Source organism: Yersinia vastinensis (genome assembly GCF_902726565.1).
GTDB classification, from domain to species: domain Bacteria; phylum Pseudomonadota; class Gammaproteobacteria; order Enterobacterales; family Enterobacteriaceae; genus Yersinia; species Yersinia vastinensis.
Genome location: NZ_CACVAF010000002.1, coordinates 40,585 through 58,595 on the forward strand (window position 1 = coordinate 40,585; position 18,011 = coordinate 58,595).

An 18,011-nucleotide genomic window follows, 5' to 3' on the forward strand; every position below is an offset into this window, starting at 1 on the left:
GTTTGGATATTGTCATTATATTATTTAGATAGATGCAAAAACGCAGCGCCACGCACGCCACCTGCATCACCATAACGCGCTTTTTCAATGCGTGGCAATCGGGCTACACGTAATAAATGCTGCGGCAAACGTTTTGGCAGTTCCTGATAGATCTGTTCGAAGTTTGATAACCCACCGCCAATCACCACTAAATGGGGATCAAGCATTGTCAGCAAATTGCCCAGACACACCGCCAGCACATCCATAAAGCGTTCGACATGCGCCACAGCCTTAGATTCACCCGCATTATAGTGAGCAATAATCTCTACGGCTGGCAAGGATTGTTGATTGAAATGTTTGTACATCCATTCAAAACCACGCCCAGAAATATAATTTTCAATGCAGCCATGATGACCACAACCGCAGGGCACTCGCGGAATATCAGCCCCCAAAATATCCAGTGCATCTACCGGTAGACGAAAATGGCCGAATTCACCCGTAATATGATTACGTCCACCAACAATACTGCCATTGACAATAAGCCCACCGCCAACACCCGTACCCAGAATCAAACCCAAGACGGTGGGATAGTGGCGAAACTCAGGATCCCAAGCTTCAGATAGTGCAAAGCAGTTAGCGTCATTATCAATTTTAACTTCACGCCCAATCCGTTGCGAAAGATCGCCCTGCAACGATTGCCCCATTGCCGCAGGAACATTGGCGGTGAACACCGTTCCATCATCTGCGTTGGGTAAGCCGGGAATGCCAATACCTACACTGCCCTGCACTTTACAATATCCGTCTGCTTCCAGCGTCAAGTCCTGTAATGTTTGGAGTAATTGCTGATAATCTTCACGCGGTGTAGGGACTCGCTTATGCCAGATTCTTTGCAGGTTGGCATCAAAAACACCTAGCTCAATTTTGGTGCCGCCCATATCAAAACCGTAATACATAAGTTTGCCCTTATTAAAGATGAAATCTATTGCCCACTCAGTACCCGTGCCGGATCAATACGGCTGGCTCGGCGAGCAGGATACCAACTGGCAATCAAACTCAATACCAGCGCAGTTGCCAACACGCAGGCCACATCAAACCAGTGCAATTCTGACGGTAAAAAGTCAATGAAGTAGATATCGCCTGATAAAAATTGATGCCCGATCAACTTTTCTAACCCACGAATAATGTTGGTCAATTGCAAAGAGACTATCACGCCCACCACCGCCCCACTGACACTACCGATAAGACCGGCCAGCAAGCCATACCAGATAAAAATCGCGCGGATCAGGCCATCTTTGGCCCCGAGCGTACGAAGTACCGCAATATCGCTACTTTTATCTTTAACCGCCATGACCAGCGTGGACACAATATTAAAACTGGCGACGCCAATCACGAGTATCATAGCTAAGTACATGATTGTACGGATCATTTGGATATCTCGGTACATATAGCCATAAGTACCAATCCAGCTACTGATGTACACATAGGCATTCGTGACTTCACCAGCACTGCGTACCAGTTTGTTCGCGTTGTAGACGTCATCAACTTTTATGGCTATACCAGTGACACTGTCACCCATATCTAAATATTGTTGAGCATCTGCTAATGGCACTAATGCCAGACTATGATCTAACTGCCCACTCAATTCAAAAATGCCAGCAACCTGTAAACGAATGCGCTTAGCTTGCAGCAATTTATTCTCAGGATCGCTATTGGGAATCATCACTGTCAGCCATGATCCCTGCTTGACCCCCAAAGCCTCTGCCAGACCTTTACCCAAAATAATCTGCTGCTGACCCGCTTTGAAATTATCCCAAGCATGGTCAAGCACAAAACCTGGCAATGCACTCAGACGCGACTCTGCCTGTGGGTCAACACCTTTGACTGATACTGCACGCAATTGCGTCGCGTTTTCAATCAAGCCCGTAAAATTGATATAAGGTGCCGCTGCCACAATGCCGGGAACTTTTTCAATGCGCTGCAAGGTTTGGGGCCAGCCGCTGAACGGTTGATTAACCACAGCAATCTCACCGTGGGGTACGACGGCCAAAATACGGTTTTTTAGCTCACGTTCGAAACCATTCATTGCACTTAAACCGACGATCAATACCGCAACACCCAAAGCAATACCCAATGTTGAAATGACCGAGATTAACGACACCATACCGCCGCGGCGGCGGCCACGGCTAAAACGCAAACCGATTAACAGTGACAGTGGCGAAACGCCCATTACTCTGCCCCCACCAACGTCAAGTGCTGCTGTAGCTGACCATCACGCATTTCTAACTGGCGACTCATTCGCTTAGCCAAATGTAAATCATGAGTCACCACTAAAAATGCTGTCCCTTGGCGAACATTCAGTTCACCCAGCAAATTAAAGATGCTATCGGCATTACGCTGATCGAGGTTGCCCGTCGGTTCATCAGCCAGAACCAAAGAGGGGTCATTGACTAATGAACGCGCGATAGCGACTCGTTGACGTTCCCCGCCCGATAATTCTGATGGACGGTGTTTACTGCGTTTTTCCAAACCAACCGCCGCTAACATAGCGCGCGCTTTTTCTTGCGCTTCACTCGGTTTAGCGCCACCAATTAACAGTGGCATGGCGACATTTTCCAACGCGGTAAAATCGGGCAGTAAATGGTGGAATTGATAGATAAAACCTAATTCTCGATTACGTAACTCTGCCTTTGCAGTAGAAGAAAGCTGGTTTAGTGAGCGCCCTTGATAAATAACCTCGCCAGAGGTAGGGGAATCCAACCCCCCCAGCAGGTGCAATAAGGTACTTTTGCCCGAACCAGAACTACCAACAATCGCCATCAGCTCGCCAGCTTCGATAGTAAACGACACATTGCGCAATACATCGGTATGTAGTTGGCCTTCCTGATAGCGTTTGCACAGGTTTAAACACTGTAATAAAGGATGGTTACTCATAGCGTAAAGCCTCAGCAGGTTGTGCGGCGGCAGCGCGCCAGGAAGGGTAAAGCGTAGACAGCAAAGCTATCGCCATTGCTACCAGAGCAATAACAATGACCTGAACAGGGTTAATCTCAACCGGTAATGTGGCACCATCAATCAATATACCGAGAACCGGAATTAGGGTATTCAATTGGCTGGCCAGTAAAATACCTAACCCAGCACCAAGCAACGCGCCAATGACCCCAGCAGTAGCCCCCTGCACCATAAACACCAACATGATTTGGCGGCGACTTAACCCCTGAGTTTGCAAAATAGCGACTTCGCCCTGTTTTTCCATGACTAACAGGCCTAGCGAGGTAATAATATTAAAGGCCGCGACAGCGATGATAAGACTCAGCAGCAGCCCCATCATATTTTTCTCCATCCTCACGGCTTGGAAAAGCTCGCCTTTGCGCTCACGCCAATCTTTCCACACCGTGCCTTCCGGCAAAGTCTGCTGGCTCAAGCTATCAACGCTCAGTGGTTGAGAAAGGAATAAACGCCAACCGGTAATATTACCTGCGGGATAGCGCATCAGCCGCGACGCATCCTGTTGATTAACCAACATTTGGTAACCATCAACTTCACTGTCTGCGGCAAATGTCCCGATAATATTAAACAGGCGCTGACTGGGAATGCGGCCCATCGGAGTAAACTGGCTGGCACTCGGCACCATTAAGCGCAATGTCTCACCCCGTTTAACCCCCAATTGACCCGCCAGTTTCTCACCGAGAATCATATTGTAGCTTCCCGGCTGCAAATCCTTTAGTTTCACATTGACCAAATAGTCTGCTAGCGGTTCATGCTGTTCTGGATCAACGCCCAGCATGACGCCAGCGGCTAAATTATGTGCACTTTGTAACACCACATCCGCCGTGGTCAAGGGCACAACATCAGTGACTCCCGCCAATGATTTCAATGTTGAAGCAGGAATTTTGTTTGGGTCGAGAGAACCTTGTGGCGTGGTGATCAGCGCCTGTGGCATCAGCCCCAAAATATTATTCTGCAAATCGCGCTCAAAACCATTCATCACAGACAACACTGTAATTAATGCCATCACGCCCAGCGTAATGCCAATGGTAGAAAGCCACGAGACAAACCGACCAAAACGGTCAGATGCACGCCCGCGCATATAACGCAGGCCAATAAATAGTGCGACAGGTTGATACATGAAATCTGTTTAGATCCTGTTGCTAAAGCAAAGTGATCGAGGATAATAAAGGGTACAACCGCTTTATGGAACCATTAACCGTCTATATCTCCGGCTTTTATTCCAAATCAGAGCACCAATCTGTGGCTATCCCCTCGCACGTGCTAGGATAGCCGCCGAGAATTATGCTGATATTGAAACTCGGGTCAATGATACCCCAGTGATTGGTGTTGCAGGTTGGTCGCTATCAAGCATCCCTGCGGCGTCAAGGACGAAAGGTAAACCACATAGAAGAGACTGTTTAACTGCTTATGTCCCAACAACATCGTTATTCATTACCGACACGGCGTGGCGATACACGTCAGTTAGGCCAGTTGACCGGATCGGCTTGTGCAGTCGAATGCGCAGAAATCATTGAGCGCCATGATGGCCCGGTAATGTTAATTACCCCTGACATGCAAACGGCACTGCGCCTGCGTGATGAGATTCAACAATTCTCTCCGCGCCCAGTGAGCACCCTCTCTGATTGGGAAACTCTGCCTTACGACAGCTTCTCGCCTCATCAGGATATCATCTCAGCCCGTCTTTCTTGCTTGTATCATCTTCCATCGATGGAACGCGGCGTTATTATTCTTCCAATTAATACCCTGATGCAACGGGTTTGCCCGCATGAATTCCTGCATGGTCACGCGTTGGTCATGAAAAAGGGCCAGCATCTGTCACGCGATAAGTTGCGTGCACAACTTGAGCAAGCAGGATACCGCAGTGTTGATCAGGTGATGGAACACGGTGAGTTTGCCACTCGTGGGGCACTGCTAGATCTCTACCCGATGGGCAGCGAAGAACCGTATCGAATTGATTTTTTTGATGATGATATTGATAGCCTGCGTGTATTCGATGTTGATTCACAGCGCACACTGTCGGAAGTTGAGCAGATAAACTTACTGCCCGCCCATGAATTCCCGATAGACAAAACTGCGATAGAGCTGTTCCGTAGCCAGTGGCGCGAGCAATTTGACGTTCGTCGCGATGCTGAACATATTTATCAGCAAGTGAGTAAAGGCATCTGGCCTGCGGGTATTGAATACTGGCAGCCATTGTTTTTCAGCAAGCCATTGCCGACACTCTTTAGCTATTTACCTGAAAATACCTTACTGATTAATACCGGCGATCTGGAGCACTCAGCAGAACGTTTTTGGCTGGATGTTAACCAACGTTTTGAAAGCCGCCGCATTGACCCAATGCGGCCATTACTTGCACCTGAAACTCTGTGGTTGCGCGTTGATTCACTCTTTAGTGAGCTAAAATCTTGGCCACGCGTGCAGTTTAAGACGGATGTATTGCCAGCCAAAACCGCTAATACCAACTTGGATTATCAGGCATTACCTGATTTAGCCGTGCAGGCCCAGCAAAAGTCCCCGTTGGATAATCTGCGGCGTTTTATTGAGTCATTCAGCGGCAGTATTGTGTTCTCGGTTGAAAGTGAAGGCCGGCGTGAAACACTGCAAGACCTACTGGCACGAATAAAAATCAGCCCAACGCTGATAGCCCAGCTATCTCAAGCCAAGGCTCCTGGTCATTATCTGATGATTGGTGCTGCTGAACGCGGTTTTCTTGATACCGATAAACAGTTAGCGCTGATTTGTGAAAGTGATTTATTGGGCGAGCGCGTCAGCCGCCGCCGTCAGGATAATCGCCGGACGATTAATACTGACACGCTGATCCGCAACTTGGCAGAGCTGCGCCCCGGTCAGCCAGTGGTTCATCTAGAACACGGTGTTGGCCGCTATTTGGGTTTGACCACACTTGAAGCTGGCGGCATCAAAGCTGAATACCTAATATTGACCTATGCTGGCGAAGATAAGCTGTATGTCCCAGTATCCTCATTACATCTGATTAGCCGTTATTCTGGCGGGGCCGATGAGAATGCGCCACTGCATAAACTAGGCGGCGATGCCTGGAGTCGAGCACGCCAAAAAGCGGCAGAAAAAGTACGCGACGTGGCAGCAGAGCTGCTGGACATCTATGCGCAACGTGCGGCTAAATCTGGTTTTAAATTTAAACTCGATCGTGAGCAATACCAGTTATTCTGCCAAAGTTTCCCTTTTGAGACGACCCCGGATCAAGAACAGGCAATTAATGCCGTTATCAGCGATATGTGTCAACCATTAGCGATGGATCGCTTGGTGTGTGGCGATGTGGGCTTTGGTAAAACCGAAGTCGCCATGCGAGCGGCCTTCCTTGCAGTGGCGAATAATAAACAAGTTGCGGTATTGGTACCGACCACCCTGCTCGCCCAACAGCATTTTGACAACTTCCGTGACCGCTTTGCAACCTGGCCGGTACGGATAGAAATGATGTCCCGTTTCCGTAGCGCCAAAGAGCAACAAGTGATTCTGGAGCAAGCCGCCGAAGGGAAAGTCGATATTATTATCGGCACTCATAAATTGCTGCAAAGTGACCTTCGTTGGCAAGATCTTGGCCTATTGATTGTTGATGAAGAACACCGCTTCGGGGTTCGCCATAAAGAACGAATCAAAGCCATGCGCGCCGATGTGGATATCTTGACGCTGACTGCCACGCCTATCCCGCGCACACTGAATATGGCGATGAGCGGCATGCGCGACTTGTCGATTATTGCCACGCCACCGGCACGCCGCCTGGCAGTAAAAACCTTTGTTCGTGAGTACGACAGCTTAGTGGTGCGAGAGGCAATTCTGCGTGAGGTTCTGCGTGGCGGGCAAGTTTATTATCTCTATAATGATGTGGAAAATATCGAAAAAGCCGCACAACGGCTGGCAGAGTTAGTCCCCGAGGCGCGCATTGCCATCGGCCACGGCCAGATGCGTGAGCGAGACCTTGAACGAGTGATGAATGATTTCCATCATCAGCGCTTTAACGTTCTGGTCTGCACTACGATTATCGAAACTGGGATTGATATTCCTAGTGCCAATACCATTATCATCGAACGAGCTGATCATTTTGGTCTGGCGCAGTTACATCAATTACGAGGCCGAGTTGGGCGCTCTCATCATCAAGCCTATGCTTACCTGCTCACTCCGAACCCAAAAGCGATGACCACCGATGCCAAAAAACGGTTAGAGGCCATTGCATCACTGGAAGATCTTGGTGCCGGCTTTGCATTAGCGACCCATGATTTGGAGATTCGTGGTGCCGGCGAGCTATTAGGCGAAGATCAAAGTGGCCAGATGACCACTATTGGTTTCTCACTGTATATGGAGCTACTGGAAAGCGCGGTTGACGCACTGAAAGAAGGCCGGGAGCCATCGCTGGAAGATTTGACCAGCAATCAAACCGAAATTGAAATGCGCATGCCGGTTTTACTGCCAGAAGACTTTATTCCAGATGTGAATGTCCGTCTTTCGTTCTATAAGCGTATTGCTAGTGCACGTAATGAAACCGAGCTTGATGAGTTAAAAGTTGAGCTTATCGACCGCTTTGGCAAACTGCCGGATGCGGCCCGTTACCTACTCCATACTGCACAGTTGCGCCAACAAGCTCAGTCGTTAGGTATCAAGCGCATTGAAGGTAATGAGCGCGGTGGTTTCATCGAGTTTGGTGACAAAAACAAAGTGGATCCGGTTTATTTGATTGGTTTGTTACAGCGCCAACCACAGATATACCGATTAGAAGGGCCAACCAAACTGAAGTTTATGCAGGACTTGAGTGATCGGACACAGCGGCTGAAATTTATCAGTGAACTGTTAGCCGCTTTTGCTCAACATCGCGTGGCTCAATAAGCTCATTAACACGGGTTTCAGCAAGGAGAAACCCGTGTTAATGCTAATGCCACTCGCTTATCAAGCACGTTAAACGATCAGAATTAACACTAAACACGGGTTCTTAATTCAAGGTTTTGGACAACAGATTTTGTATTATGCTCGGTTATTCAGTATCAGTTGACCATTTTTATCGATTGGAATCTGCGTGCCTGGATCACGATCCATGCGAATTTTTCCCTGCTGATCACCAATTTTGTAGGTTACGTCATATCCCAACATTTTCTGTGACTTATCGTAAACAGTTTGGCAACGTTGCTGAGTTGTTGTGTAAGTATCACCCTCTTGCATATTACTTTGGACGCGATTACCGGCGTATCCGCCCGCCAATGCGCCAGCAACCGTAGCAATATCTTTACCTCGACCTCCGCCAACCTGATGGCCCAGCACCCCACCAGCCACGGCACCCAAAACCGAACCGGCTATCTGATGCTCATCCTGAACCGGCTTACGGTGCGTGACGGTCACATTACGACATTCCTGACGAGGTGTTTTAATCGTCTCTTTAATCGGTGTCGCAGTAAGAACTTGTGCATATTGCGGTGCGCCAGAGAAGACATTCATACTCGCGACAGCGGCAATTCCCAGAGCAGCCGCAATACCGATACCCACACCTGCTAACATTGATTTGTTCACAGGAAATCCTCCTGAAAGTGTTACCACGCATCTTATGCCCCAGAATTCCAAGGTAAAAAATGAAAATCTGACAGCGTCCGGCAGTTGAGGGATTGCCTCTTATTTCCGGAATACGGCGTGCATGACTTGCCGTCTGTAAACACATGTGAGTCTGCACAATCTACTTTGACCTAGCAATAAGACGAATGGACTAAACACCCAGATAATAGGTGTGAATGAATGTGTTTAGGAGTAATCCGACTGCTGAGATTTGTTATTGCGGAGTTTTATGCTGAAAATTTAGCATTACGTGCGAATGACTTTAGCTTTCCGTGCGCTGATAAACGTAAAAGCCGCCACCATCAACAATGGTAGCGGCTTGTTTACCTGTCATACTTCAAGTTGCATGTGCGTTAGTTACGCTCAATAACCCGAATCACTGACCACCGTCAACCCATCGGGCTTCTCTTGTTTACCGCCTTCCAGTAACTCGAATTATTTGGGTATCGAATAATAAAAGTCATTAATGGAGCTTTAATCGTGGCCGAATAACCCGATTAATCCCGCCCACTAACATCATCAAGCCGGTCTTAGTATAACCATGCAATGCCACCTGATGCATACGATACAGTGAGATATAGACAACACGGGCGACACGCCCTTCTACCATCATTGAACCGCGCATCAGGTTACCCATCAAGCTACCGACGGTACTGAATTTCGACAGTGAAACCAGTGAACCGTGATCCTTATAAATATAAGGTTTCAGCGGCTGATCATTGAGCAAGGCCAGAATGTTGCTGTAGCAGCGGCTAGCCATCTGATGTGCAGATTGCGCACGCGGTGGTACGAAACCACCACTTGGTTGTGGGCAAGAAGCACAATCACCAATCGCAAAAATATTCGGATCACGGGTTGTTTGCAGGGTCGGCTCAACCACCAATTGATTAATGCGGTTGGTTTCCAGCCCAGCGATATCTTTCATAAAGTCTGGCGCTTTGATACCCGCCGCCCACACCATCAGATCAGCATTGATGAACTCACCCTCTTTGGTATTCAGGCCTTTCTCATCTGCGCTGGTCACCATGGTTTTGGTCAATACACGAACACCCAGTTTAATCAGTTCCTGATGAGCAGCCGCTGAAATACGCGGTGGCAAGGCTGGCAAAATACGTTCACCGGCCTCAACTAGCGTGACATTCAGCGCCTGATTGTCCAAGCCCTCAAAACCGTAGCTATGCAACTGTTTCACTGCATTGTGCAGTTCAGCAGACAGCTCAACACCAGTGGCCCCACCGCCGACGATGGCGATATTAACTTTGCCCTTTTCACCCGGTTGCGCTGAATATTTCAGGAATAGGTTAAGCATCTCATTATGGAAGCGGTGCGCCTGATGTGGGTTATCAAGGAAGATACAGTGCTCTTTTACACCTGGCGTCCCAAAATCATTCGAGGTACTGCCCAACGCCATCACCAGAATGTCATAGGTCAATTCACGTTGCGTCACCAGCACATCGCCATGTTCGTCGCAAATTTCAGCCAAACTAAGGGTTTTGGTTTCACGATTAATATCGGTCAAAGAACCCAATTGGAAATTAAAATAGTGGTTACGGGCATGAGCAAGATAGCTCAGTGCATCAACACCATCATCCAGAGAGCCGGTGGCCACTTCATGTAACAACGGCTTCCACAAGTGACTATGGTTACGATCCACTAAAACGATCTCGGCTTTTTTGCTACGGCCCAGCTTGTGACCCAGACTGGTTGCCAGCTCAAGACCGCCAGCACCACCACCAATAATAACGATTTTTTTCTTCGGCGTTGTCAAAATGACCCCCTAAATGTGAACCAATTGTTAGCTAAGGGTAAACTAATAATATCCTTAGATAACATAGGGTTCGCTGATGCTAATTCAATAATCTGCTGTCAGAATATCATGCAGGGTTATTTGGTCATACCAAAATTGATATATATCAACTTTTTTTGATTAAAGTGGCAGCAGAGAGAATTTTTCTGGAAGAGGATTCAAATAGTTAGCACTTAGTCACAGTTTGCGATTTTTCTATTTGATGTGGAATAAAAAACCATTCTAGCGCTTTAAGTCATAAAAATGGCCTGAAAAAAGTCTATTGCTACCTTTTTTCAAGCCAAGTCATAAAGTCTACGCCGCACTACAATTAACCAATCATTAACAAAAAGTCCGTTTGATTGTGAATTGTTGACCCACTCTGCGTTGACTAACCGAGTGTTTTAAACGCCTTGATTCGCTGCAGATGAGGAGAAAGATCCTTAAACTTGTGTGTCTGTTTATCATCCCAGACAATTTCATAATAAGGATGCAAATCACCGGCTGTCCGTTGGCTATCGAGCATTTCATCATGACGTGAGAGTACAACCAAACAGCGATCGCGATTTTTCTCACGAAAATCAGTAATACACTTACTGGCGATATCGACATACTCTTCGGGGCGATCAATTTTACCGCTCATATTGTCCTGCGGATAAAGGTTTGGATTGAAAGCCACCTGACGGATCCCACACAGGAAACCAATACGTTCAGCCCAAAAACCACCTAAACCCACACCGCAAATCAGCGACTTAGCATCGCCACCCTGCTGGATGGCTTTATCAACTTCTTTCAGTAAATGCTGCATGTCATGGCGCGGATGCAATGTGCTGTAACTGATAAAACGCACATCCGGGTCGATAAATTGCAGTTGCAGGACTTTCTCATGATTACCCGGGCTGTTGGAATCAAAACCATGTAAATAGACGATCATATTTATCCTCGCTACGACATTTGTTTATGCGCATCCCAACGCTCACTGAGTGCTGTTAATGCCTTATTCGCCTGCTGCCAACGCGATGATGCCATCAACACTTGGCGGCTGAACTGCCCAGAATGATACAAGCGCGCCACTTGGTCTGCTTTGACCGGAGACAGGTTATCTAGCACACTTACCGCGCCCTTGCGGTTATTACACACCAGAATCATATCGCAGCCCGCATCCAAAGAGGCTTGCCCACGCTCGGCATAACTGCCCATGATTGCAGCACCTTCCATCGATAAATCATCGGAGAAAATGATGCCATCGAATCCTAACTCTTGACGCAGTATGTTTTGCAGCCAGTAGGATGAACCACTGGCAGGCCGCGCATCTGCTTCAGTATAAATCACATGCGCCGGCATAATGGCATCAAGTAATCCTCGTGCAATCAGTTCGCGAAATATAACCATATCATGAGTACGGATTTCTGCCAGTGGTCGATTATCACGTGGCGTTTCTTTATGTGAGTCTGCCGTCACTGCACCATGACCTGGGAAGTGTTTGCCTGTGGTTTTCATGCCAGCACTGTGCATCCCTCGGATAAAACACTCAGCCATATTCAGCGCCTGCTGCGGGTCACTGTGAAATGAACGCTCACCGATGGCTGCACTGACATGACCAATATCCAATACCGGGGCAAAACTAATGTCGATATCCATAGATATCATTTCAGCCGCCATCAACCACCCCGCCTCTTGCGCCAATTGAGCCGCCGTCGCTGCATCATTAATAGCTGCAAACGACTGAGCCGCGGGTAGGCGAGTAAAACCCTCACGAAAACGTTGGACTCTGCCACCTTCCTGATCAACGGCCACCACCAGACGCTCATGAGATGCCGCCCTAATTTGGCGAACTAACTCACATAGCTGTTCGGCATCATGAAAATTACGGCTAAATAAAATCAAACCGCCCACCAGCGGGTGTTTTAAAATTTCGCGTTCTTCAGCATCCAGCTCGTAGCTGGCAACGTCTAACATCACTGGACCCACGGCAACTCCATAAATTTTATTTTTAACATCAGAAAGACAGATTAAATCGCTGACGCAGCGGCGCAGCCCATTGTAAAAATTCACTGTTCCCAGTCTGCTGCCAGCGCACTTCAAACCACATCAGCATCAGATAATCAATCCATGACATCCAGCGCAGTATCTGGCGCGATAGGCGCTCAATGTCATGATAACCCTGCTCACAACGGCAATAGTGCTGTAAAAAAGTTTGCTGCTGTTGCACTGACCAACCATTCCCACAAAACAACGCGGCAATATCAAGTGCAATATCACCATCCGCGGCGTATTCCCAATCAATTAATTTCAGCCCCGTTGGGGTGTCTAAGAGATTACCGGGATGAATGTCCATATGCAGAGGTGCGAGTTTCACCGGTTGTGGTAATGGACTGCGGATAAAATGATGGTGAAGGCGCAGCCATTCCGGCGAACGACGCCGCGAATCAATCAGGCAACCATAACGCATGAGCTGGGTGCGCAAATCCAGACGATAGCCACTAGCGGGCAAATGGTGCAAGCGAGCCAGTAATAGCGACAACTGACCATTGTCTGATAATTCAATGAATTGCTCTTGAGTGACAACGTCACCTTCAAGCCAATTGACCACCAACCAACGTGGGTTGGCTGCAATAACTGTTGGTGATACATGGCAATTGGCCACATGTCGCAGCAACTTACGCTCTTGTCTCCGGTTCACACCCAACTGCGTTTTCTGCACTGACTGTTCGCGCGCCAGCCAGTCAATATTCGGGGCGGTATTTGACCGGTGAGAAATACGCCAACTCTCGCCGGTCAGGCCAGACACCGGACTAATTTGACAATCGGCGATTTTCACCGCCGGATGAATGCTTTCTATCAACGCATACAGCGAGGGATCAACGCTTGACTGGGCCATTACCTGACCAGATGATTTCGCCAGTTTGCACTTGCATCAATTGCATTTCGATAGTCGGTGATTTCACATCACCACTCACATCGCTGTACAGCACATATTGAGCGCTGACATAACGAGCCAGACCAATCGCTTTGCTACGCGAACCTAGGCTATCTTCTTCCGATAATCCCAATGTTTGTTTGGCAACTGCCAACTGCTGTGGCGAGATCAAGACAAACTTTTTATTGGATGTCAGCACTTGGTGCAATGCTGAGGTGGCCTTTGCCGTTTGTAGCGCACCATTGGTGTTATTTTTGACGCTATCAAGCAGCAATATGCTGCCATTGGCCACATCATTGCTATTAACCATTTGGGCAACTAAAGGCTCGACACTGGCAGTCCAGTCAATCGACTGCTGCATCTTGGGTGGCTGTGGCACAGTGTCTACAGGGGGGGGTGTCTCAATGACGGGCGGAGTCACCGGTTCGATAGTGACAGGTGGCGTTGTTGGCTCAACAGGGGGGCGCGTGATACACCCCGTCAGCACTAAGGCTGCCAGAGCCACAGATAAATACCTTTTCATTGTTTCACTCCAACGGCACGATTATATCCCCTTCTTCCTGACATTGCAGGGCGTTCACTTACTGGCTATCTGCAACGCCAATTCTTCGGGTATAAAAATCTAGCGGTTATAAAAATAGATGTAGGCGCGCACTCTGCGCATTAAAATTATTATTAACTGATTGAATATTAACATCATTATCTGGTGCAATAACAATCGAGCGCGGCGCTTCCAGCGGCGGAACATCCAAGCCCTGCGCATCATACCAATAAAAGCGGTAGTTTATTTTTATCGGCTTATTCTGACTGTTGGTAAGAACCGAACGTGCAACATTATCACCTGAGGATGTTGAAACTGCTGGCTGAGAGGCCAAAATGCCCGCAGTCAGTACCGACGAATCCATTACTACAGTTTGCTGTTTATTCACCGCAATCCCTTTCGGGCTGCTACACCCCAGCAACGTTGCTATGCCCACGCACGCAATCACCGGTAATAAAAACGCCTTTGTGCGGCGCATAGGCTTACCTCAGTTAAATGTCGTTATTCATGAGACAACAAAGTGCCTAGCTCACGACCACCAACCAAATGCATATGGATATGGTAGACCACCTGCCCAGCATGGCGATTGCAGTTGATAATGAGGCGATAGCCATCTTCAGCAATACCTTCTTGCTCTGCAAGTTTAGCAGCCACGGTGATCATTCGGCCTAGTGTTGCCTCGTGTTCTACCGTGACATCATTCACAGTTGGAATAAGAATGTTGGGAATGATTAAGATATGGGTGGGTGCCTGCGGGGCGATATCACGAAACGCGGTGACCAGCTCATCTTGGTAAACCACGTCGGCAGGAATTTCACGGCGGATAATTTTGCTGAAAATCGTTTCTTCGGCCATAACGCATTTCCTTGATCATGATAAAAATAGGGAATGCGTAGTATGAGCGACAATTTCTATTGATTTCAACCTCAATCATCAGCCACGGGCATAAGCCGCTGCTTTTTCAAACAAAGCCTGATCCGGACGAATACCGGTATACAACACAAATTGCTCAACTGCCTGAATAGCAAAGACTTCAGCACCAGTAATTACCGTTTTATTTTGTGCTTTGGCATCGCTTATTAATGGCGTAATGGCGGGCAGTGCCACAACATCAAAAATAACCTCCGCTTGATTGACTTCGCTCTGGGTAAAAGCCATGTTGTCGGCATCTTTGCCACCAGCCATGCCCACAGGGGTAGCGTTAATAAGCATATCGGCCTGCACACCTTGCATATCAGGCTGATAGATGTAGCCAGATTGTTCAGCAAGTTGCTTACCGGTCTTTTCATTGGTCGCGATAATAAATCCCTGTTTAAAACCGGCATTTTTCAGCGCAAAAGCCACCGCCTTCGCCATTCCACCACTGCCGCGCAAAGCAAAAACTTTGTTGGGTGATACCTGATAGGTCTGGAGCAGTTTCGCAATAGCGATATAGTCGGTGTTGTACGCTTTCAGATATCCATCCGTATTAACCAAGGTATTAACTGAATTAATTGCTGCGGCTGATGGATCCATCTCATCCACCATCGGGATAACCGCCTCTTTGAATGGCATTGAGATGGCACAACCACGAAATCCTAGCGCCCTCACCCCACCAATTGCCGCTGTCAGATCTGTCGTGGTAAAGGCTTTATACAGATAGTCGAGATCCAGGGCATCGTACAAAAAATTGTGGAAACGAGTGCCAAAATTACTGGGTCTGGCAGCCAAAGAAATACACACCTTGGTGTCTTTGTTTAAATATCGGGTCATCATCTCACCTTAAATAATTAAGCTTGCTGTGATAAAAATTATCGGCTAAAAAGATGATATTAAAAACTGCTGACTTTTCGTCAATTGAGTTCCTTTTTTATGACCAGCCGACGTCTTGAACAACAATATTTACGATTATTGAACCTGGTCGGTAGACAGCCGGTTGAGATTACATTGCAAGAACTCGCCGATAAACTCAGTTGTTCCAAGCGCCACATGCGGACATTATTAGTTCAGATGCAGCAAGCTGGCTGGTTAATCTGGCAGGCGGAAGCTGGTCGTGGCCGTCGGTCACATCTGCAACTATTGCGGAACACTCATCAATTATTGATCGAAAAAGCGGAACAGTTGCTTGATGCGGGTGATTTTAATGGCGCTATTGCACTACTCGGAAAAGATAAACAGCTTATCACTCCGTTGCTGCGAACTAAGCTGGGATATCGGGTGCGGGATGACTATCAAGCATTACGTATTCCTTACTATCGAACCATGCCAAACCTTTGTCCCGGCACGCCACTGCGTCGCTCCGAACGGCATTTAGTACGGCAGATTTTTAATGGGCTGACGCGAATAGACGAGGAAACCGGTGAGGTAACGACAGATTTAGCTCATCGTTGGCGTAGATTAGACCCTCTGCACTGGCGCTTTTATTTACGCCCTGCGGTGCAGTTCCACGATGGAAGAGAGCTTTCCAGCCGTGATGTCGTCAGCTCATTAACCCGCTGCGCCAAGCTGCCTCTGTTTTCACATATCCGCCAAGTTAGTCAACATGGGTTGCTGGGGGTGGTTATTGAGCTTAATCAGCCAGATTCTCAGCTTCCCTTATTGCTGGCCCATCATAGCGCACTGATTTTGCCTGAAGACTCTGTTTCACAACCAGATTTTGCCAAGCACCCTGTAGGAACCGGCCCCTATCGGGTCGCCGAAAACGATGACTGGCATTTGCAGATGAAATCTTTTGACCACTATTTTGGTTTTCGTGGTCTGTTAGACGAAGTTGAAGTCCTTATCTTTCCTGATCTAGCCCGTCAGCCAAGTACCTCCCCACAGGCATTATCCGAGCAACTGAGCATAGCGAATATCCAAAGTGCGACTTGGCTGAGTTCCAGTATCAGTGATATTGATTATGTCTCTGGTTTTGCTGCTGGCCTGACCGGTAAACCATCCGATGCAACGCAAGAAATGTTTCTGGAGCGAGGCGGATACTTTTTACTGTGTGATAGCCGCTCGCCACACTGGCGTAGCATTAAGCAGCGCTGCTGGTTACGAGAAACCCTCAATCCCTATAATCTCATTCAACGTTTAATTGACCCTATTCGTCCTTTCTGGGTCCCTGCGAGTAGTGTGTTACCCACATGGTTTCACGGCATTGATTCCGGGGATAAATGCTCTCCTTTCACTACTCCTCCCGTTACTCCCGATGAAATGCCGGTACTGACGCTGGCTTATCATGCACAACACCCAGAATATGCCATGTTAGTGACGGAAATGACGCACATTCTGGCGACACAAGGCATCCGTCTGGAAGCATCCGAGCTTGATTACACCACTTGGGCCAGCGGTGATGCGAATATTGATTTGTGGTTGGGGACAGTCAATTTTGCTATTCCCGAAGAGTGGAATGTCACGGCTTGGTTATTGGGTTCCCCATTACTGCGCCAATCCATCACTGGTGGTGATGAAGATCGTTTACAAGCCTACCTCAATGATTGGCGCAACCAATCCCTCAACGCCGAACAATTGATCAGAGATGTCATTGCCACTGGCTGGTTGCAGCCATTATTCCACCACTGGATGCGCCTCAAAGCCCCCGAGCAAGCCCAAGGTGCTCACTTGAATAACCTCGGTTGGTTTGATTTCCAAACCACTTGGCTAGAGCCAGAATAACAATGACTGATATTAACAAGGTAGAATCAATTAAGAGCAAATATTAATATTGCAGAAAATAGCGAGTGGTTTTATATAAATATTTAATTTAAGTTCCATTTAAAAATATCATTTAAACTAACGCGTAAAATTAACTTCATGATTTAACAACGACCTTTAGCAACAGCCGTTAACCAGGGCGAAATCTCGTTATTATTTCTTGACGGCGATCATGGTTGAATGGTATTTACTCTTCAAGGGAAGTAAGAGTATTGGTTATTAAATTACAACATTAAACATACATAATTAAAATAAATTCATAGCTTAAAATAAATAATAACAAGAAATACTTTCCTTAATGGACTAAACCAAGAAATGATTTCTTGGCATAAGTAATCAATGGAGGAGTACACTATGTCTCGTTTAAAAAAAGAAATCACTGAAACTAAAACTGCAATTGGCACCAATAAAGCTAAAAAAAATCAACCTCAACATCTCGCTGATGATCTCCTTGATCAGATCGCTGGTGGCTGGGTAAATGCGTTCTTAAACTGGTCTAGAAGCTTTTAGATTTAAATGCTAAACGA

16 protein-coding genes are annotated in these 18,011 nt (G+C 47.4%); 3 read left to right on the forward strand and 13 right to left on the reverse strand.

Annotated features, from left to right (window positions below; genetic code table 11):
• Window positions 1-20 precede the first annotated feature (20 nt).
• Genes nagK through lolC form a run of 4 tightly spaced genes read right to left on the reverse strand, consistent with a single transcriptional unit; the run spans window position 21 to window position 4,105 of the window.
• Window positions 21-932: an N-acetylglucosamine kinase gene (gene nagK, locus HUZ92_RS02950; protein ID WP_050295350.1), complete on the reverse strand. Its 912-nt coding sequence runs from the start codon at window positions 930-932 to the stop codon at window positions 21-23.
• Window positions 933-958: 26 nt separating this feature from the next.
• Window positions 959-2,206, reverse strand: coding sequence for a lipoprotein-releasing ABC transporter permease subunit LolE (gene lolE, locus HUZ92_RS02955; protein WP_128450844.1), 1,248 nt, complete (start codon window positions 2,204-2,206; stop codon window positions 959-961).
• Window positions 2,206-2,910: a lipoprotein-releasing ABC transporter ATP-binding protein LolD gene (gene lolD, locus HUZ92_RS02960; protein ID WP_050097278.1), complete on the reverse strand. Its 705-nt coding sequence runs from the start codon at window positions 2,908-2,910 to the stop codon at window positions 2,206-2,208. The genes lolE and lolD overlap by 1 nt, the downstream gene beginning before the upstream one ends.
• A complete protein-coding gene (gene lolC / locus HUZ92_RS02965; RefSeq protein ID WP_050295348.1) occupies window positions 2,903-4,105 on the reverse strand; it encodes a lipoprotein-releasing ABC transporter permease subunit LolC in 1,203 nt (400 codons plus the stop codon). Before lolC ends, lolD begins: the two co-directional genes overlap by 8 nt.
• Window positions 4,106-4,395: 290 nt before the next feature.
• On the opposite strand from lolC, the gene mfd reads away from it, so the two are divergent.
• Window positions 4,396-7,845: a transcription-repair coupling factor gene (mfd, locus tag HUZ92_RS02970; RefSeq protein WP_050097275.1), complete on the forward strand. Its 3,450-nt coding sequence runs from the start codon at window positions 4,396-4,398 to the stop codon at window positions 7,843-7,845.
• A gap of 135 nt (window positions 7,846-7,980) precedes the next feature.
• Here the strand turns inward: mfd and HUZ92_RS02975 are convergent, their stop codons facing one another.
• From HUZ92_RS02975 to HUZ92_RS03015, 9 genes are all read right to left on the reverse strand, one after another.
• Window positions 7,981-8,520, reverse strand: coding sequence for a glycine zipper 2TM domain-containing protein (locus tag HUZ92_RS02975; RefSeq protein WP_050097273.1), 540 nt, complete (start codon window positions 8,518-8,520; stop codon window positions 7,981-7,983).
• Window positions 8,521-9,022: 502 nt separating this feature from the next.
• On the reverse strand, window positions 9,023-10,327 hold the full coding sequence (locus tag HUZ92_RS02980; RefSeq protein WP_050097272.1) for an NAD(P)/FAD-dependent oxidoreductase: 1,305 nt from the start codon (window positions 10,325-10,327) through the stop codon (window positions 9,023-9,025).
• A gap of 409 nt (window positions 10,328-10,736) precedes the next feature.
• A complete protein-coding gene (ycfP, locus tag HUZ92_RS02985) occupies window positions 10,737-11,279 on the reverse strand; it encodes an alpha/beta hydrolase YcfP (protein WP_050097271.1) in 543 nt (180 codons plus the stop codon).
• Between the two features lie 11 nt (window positions 11,280-11,290).
• Window positions 11,291-12,316: a beta-N-acetylhexosaminidase gene (gene nagZ, locus HUZ92_RS02990; RefSeq protein WP_145579681.1), complete on the reverse strand. Its 1,026-nt coding sequence runs from the start codon at window positions 12,314-12,316 to the stop codon at window positions 11,291-11,293.
• Between the two features lie 28 nt (window positions 12,317-12,344).
• Window positions 12,345-13,226 carry a thiamine kinase gene (gene thiK, locus HUZ92_RS02995; RefSeq protein ID WP_050097269.1) on the reverse strand — a complete coding sequence of 294 codons (882 nt, stop codon included), beginning with the start codon at window positions 13,224-13,226 and terminating at the stop codon, window positions 12,345-12,347.
• Window positions 13,207-13,788, reverse strand: a complete 582-nt coding sequence (lpoB, locus tag HUZ92_RS03000; protein ID WP_050097268.1) for a penicillin-binding protein activator LpoB — start codon at window positions 13,786-13,788, stop codon at window positions 13,207-13,209. Before lpoB ends, thiK begins: the two co-directional genes overlap by 20 nt.
• 106 nt (window positions 13,789-13,894) lie before the next feature.
• Window positions 13,895-14,284 (reverse strand): YcfL family protein, encoded by a 390-nt coding sequence (locus tag HUZ92_RS03005; RefSeq protein ID WP_050097267.1) that lies wholly within the window; start codon window positions 14,282-14,284, stop codon window positions 13,895-13,897.
• Between the two features lie 23 nt (window positions 14,285-14,307).
• On the reverse strand, window positions 14,308-14,661 hold the full coding sequence (hinT, locus tag HUZ92_RS03010; RefSeq protein WP_145579682.1) for a purine nucleoside phosphoramidase: 354 nt from the start codon (window positions 14,659-14,661) through the stop codon (window positions 14,308-14,310).
• A gap of 78 nt (window positions 14,662-14,739) precedes the next feature.
• Window positions 14,740-15,558, reverse strand: a complete 819-nt coding sequence (locus HUZ92_RS03015; protein ID WP_128450848.1) for a shikimate 5-dehydrogenase — start codon at window positions 15,556-15,558, stop codon at window positions 14,740-14,742.
• A gap of 99 nt (window positions 15,559-15,657) precedes the next feature.
• Here HUZ92_RS03015 and HUZ92_RS03020 point away from each other — a divergent pair, with 99 nt between their 5' ends.
• Both HUZ92_RS03020 and xyeA read left to right on the forward strand, forming a co-directional pair.
• Window positions 15,658-17,445 (forward strand): SgrR family transcriptional regulator, encoded by a 1,788-nt coding sequence (locus HUZ92_RS03020; RefSeq protein WP_145579683.1) that lies wholly within the window; start codon window positions 15,658-15,660, stop codon window positions 17,443-17,445.
• Between the two features lie 393 nt (window positions 17,446-17,838).
• Window positions 17,839-17,994 (forward strand): XyeA family cyclophane-containing RiPP triceptide, encoded by a 156-nt coding sequence (gene xyeA, locus HUZ92_RS03025; protein ID WP_074006888.1) that lies wholly within the window; start codon window positions 17,839-17,841, stop codon window positions 17,992-17,994.
• Window positions 17,995-18,011 lie beyond the last annotated feature (17 nt).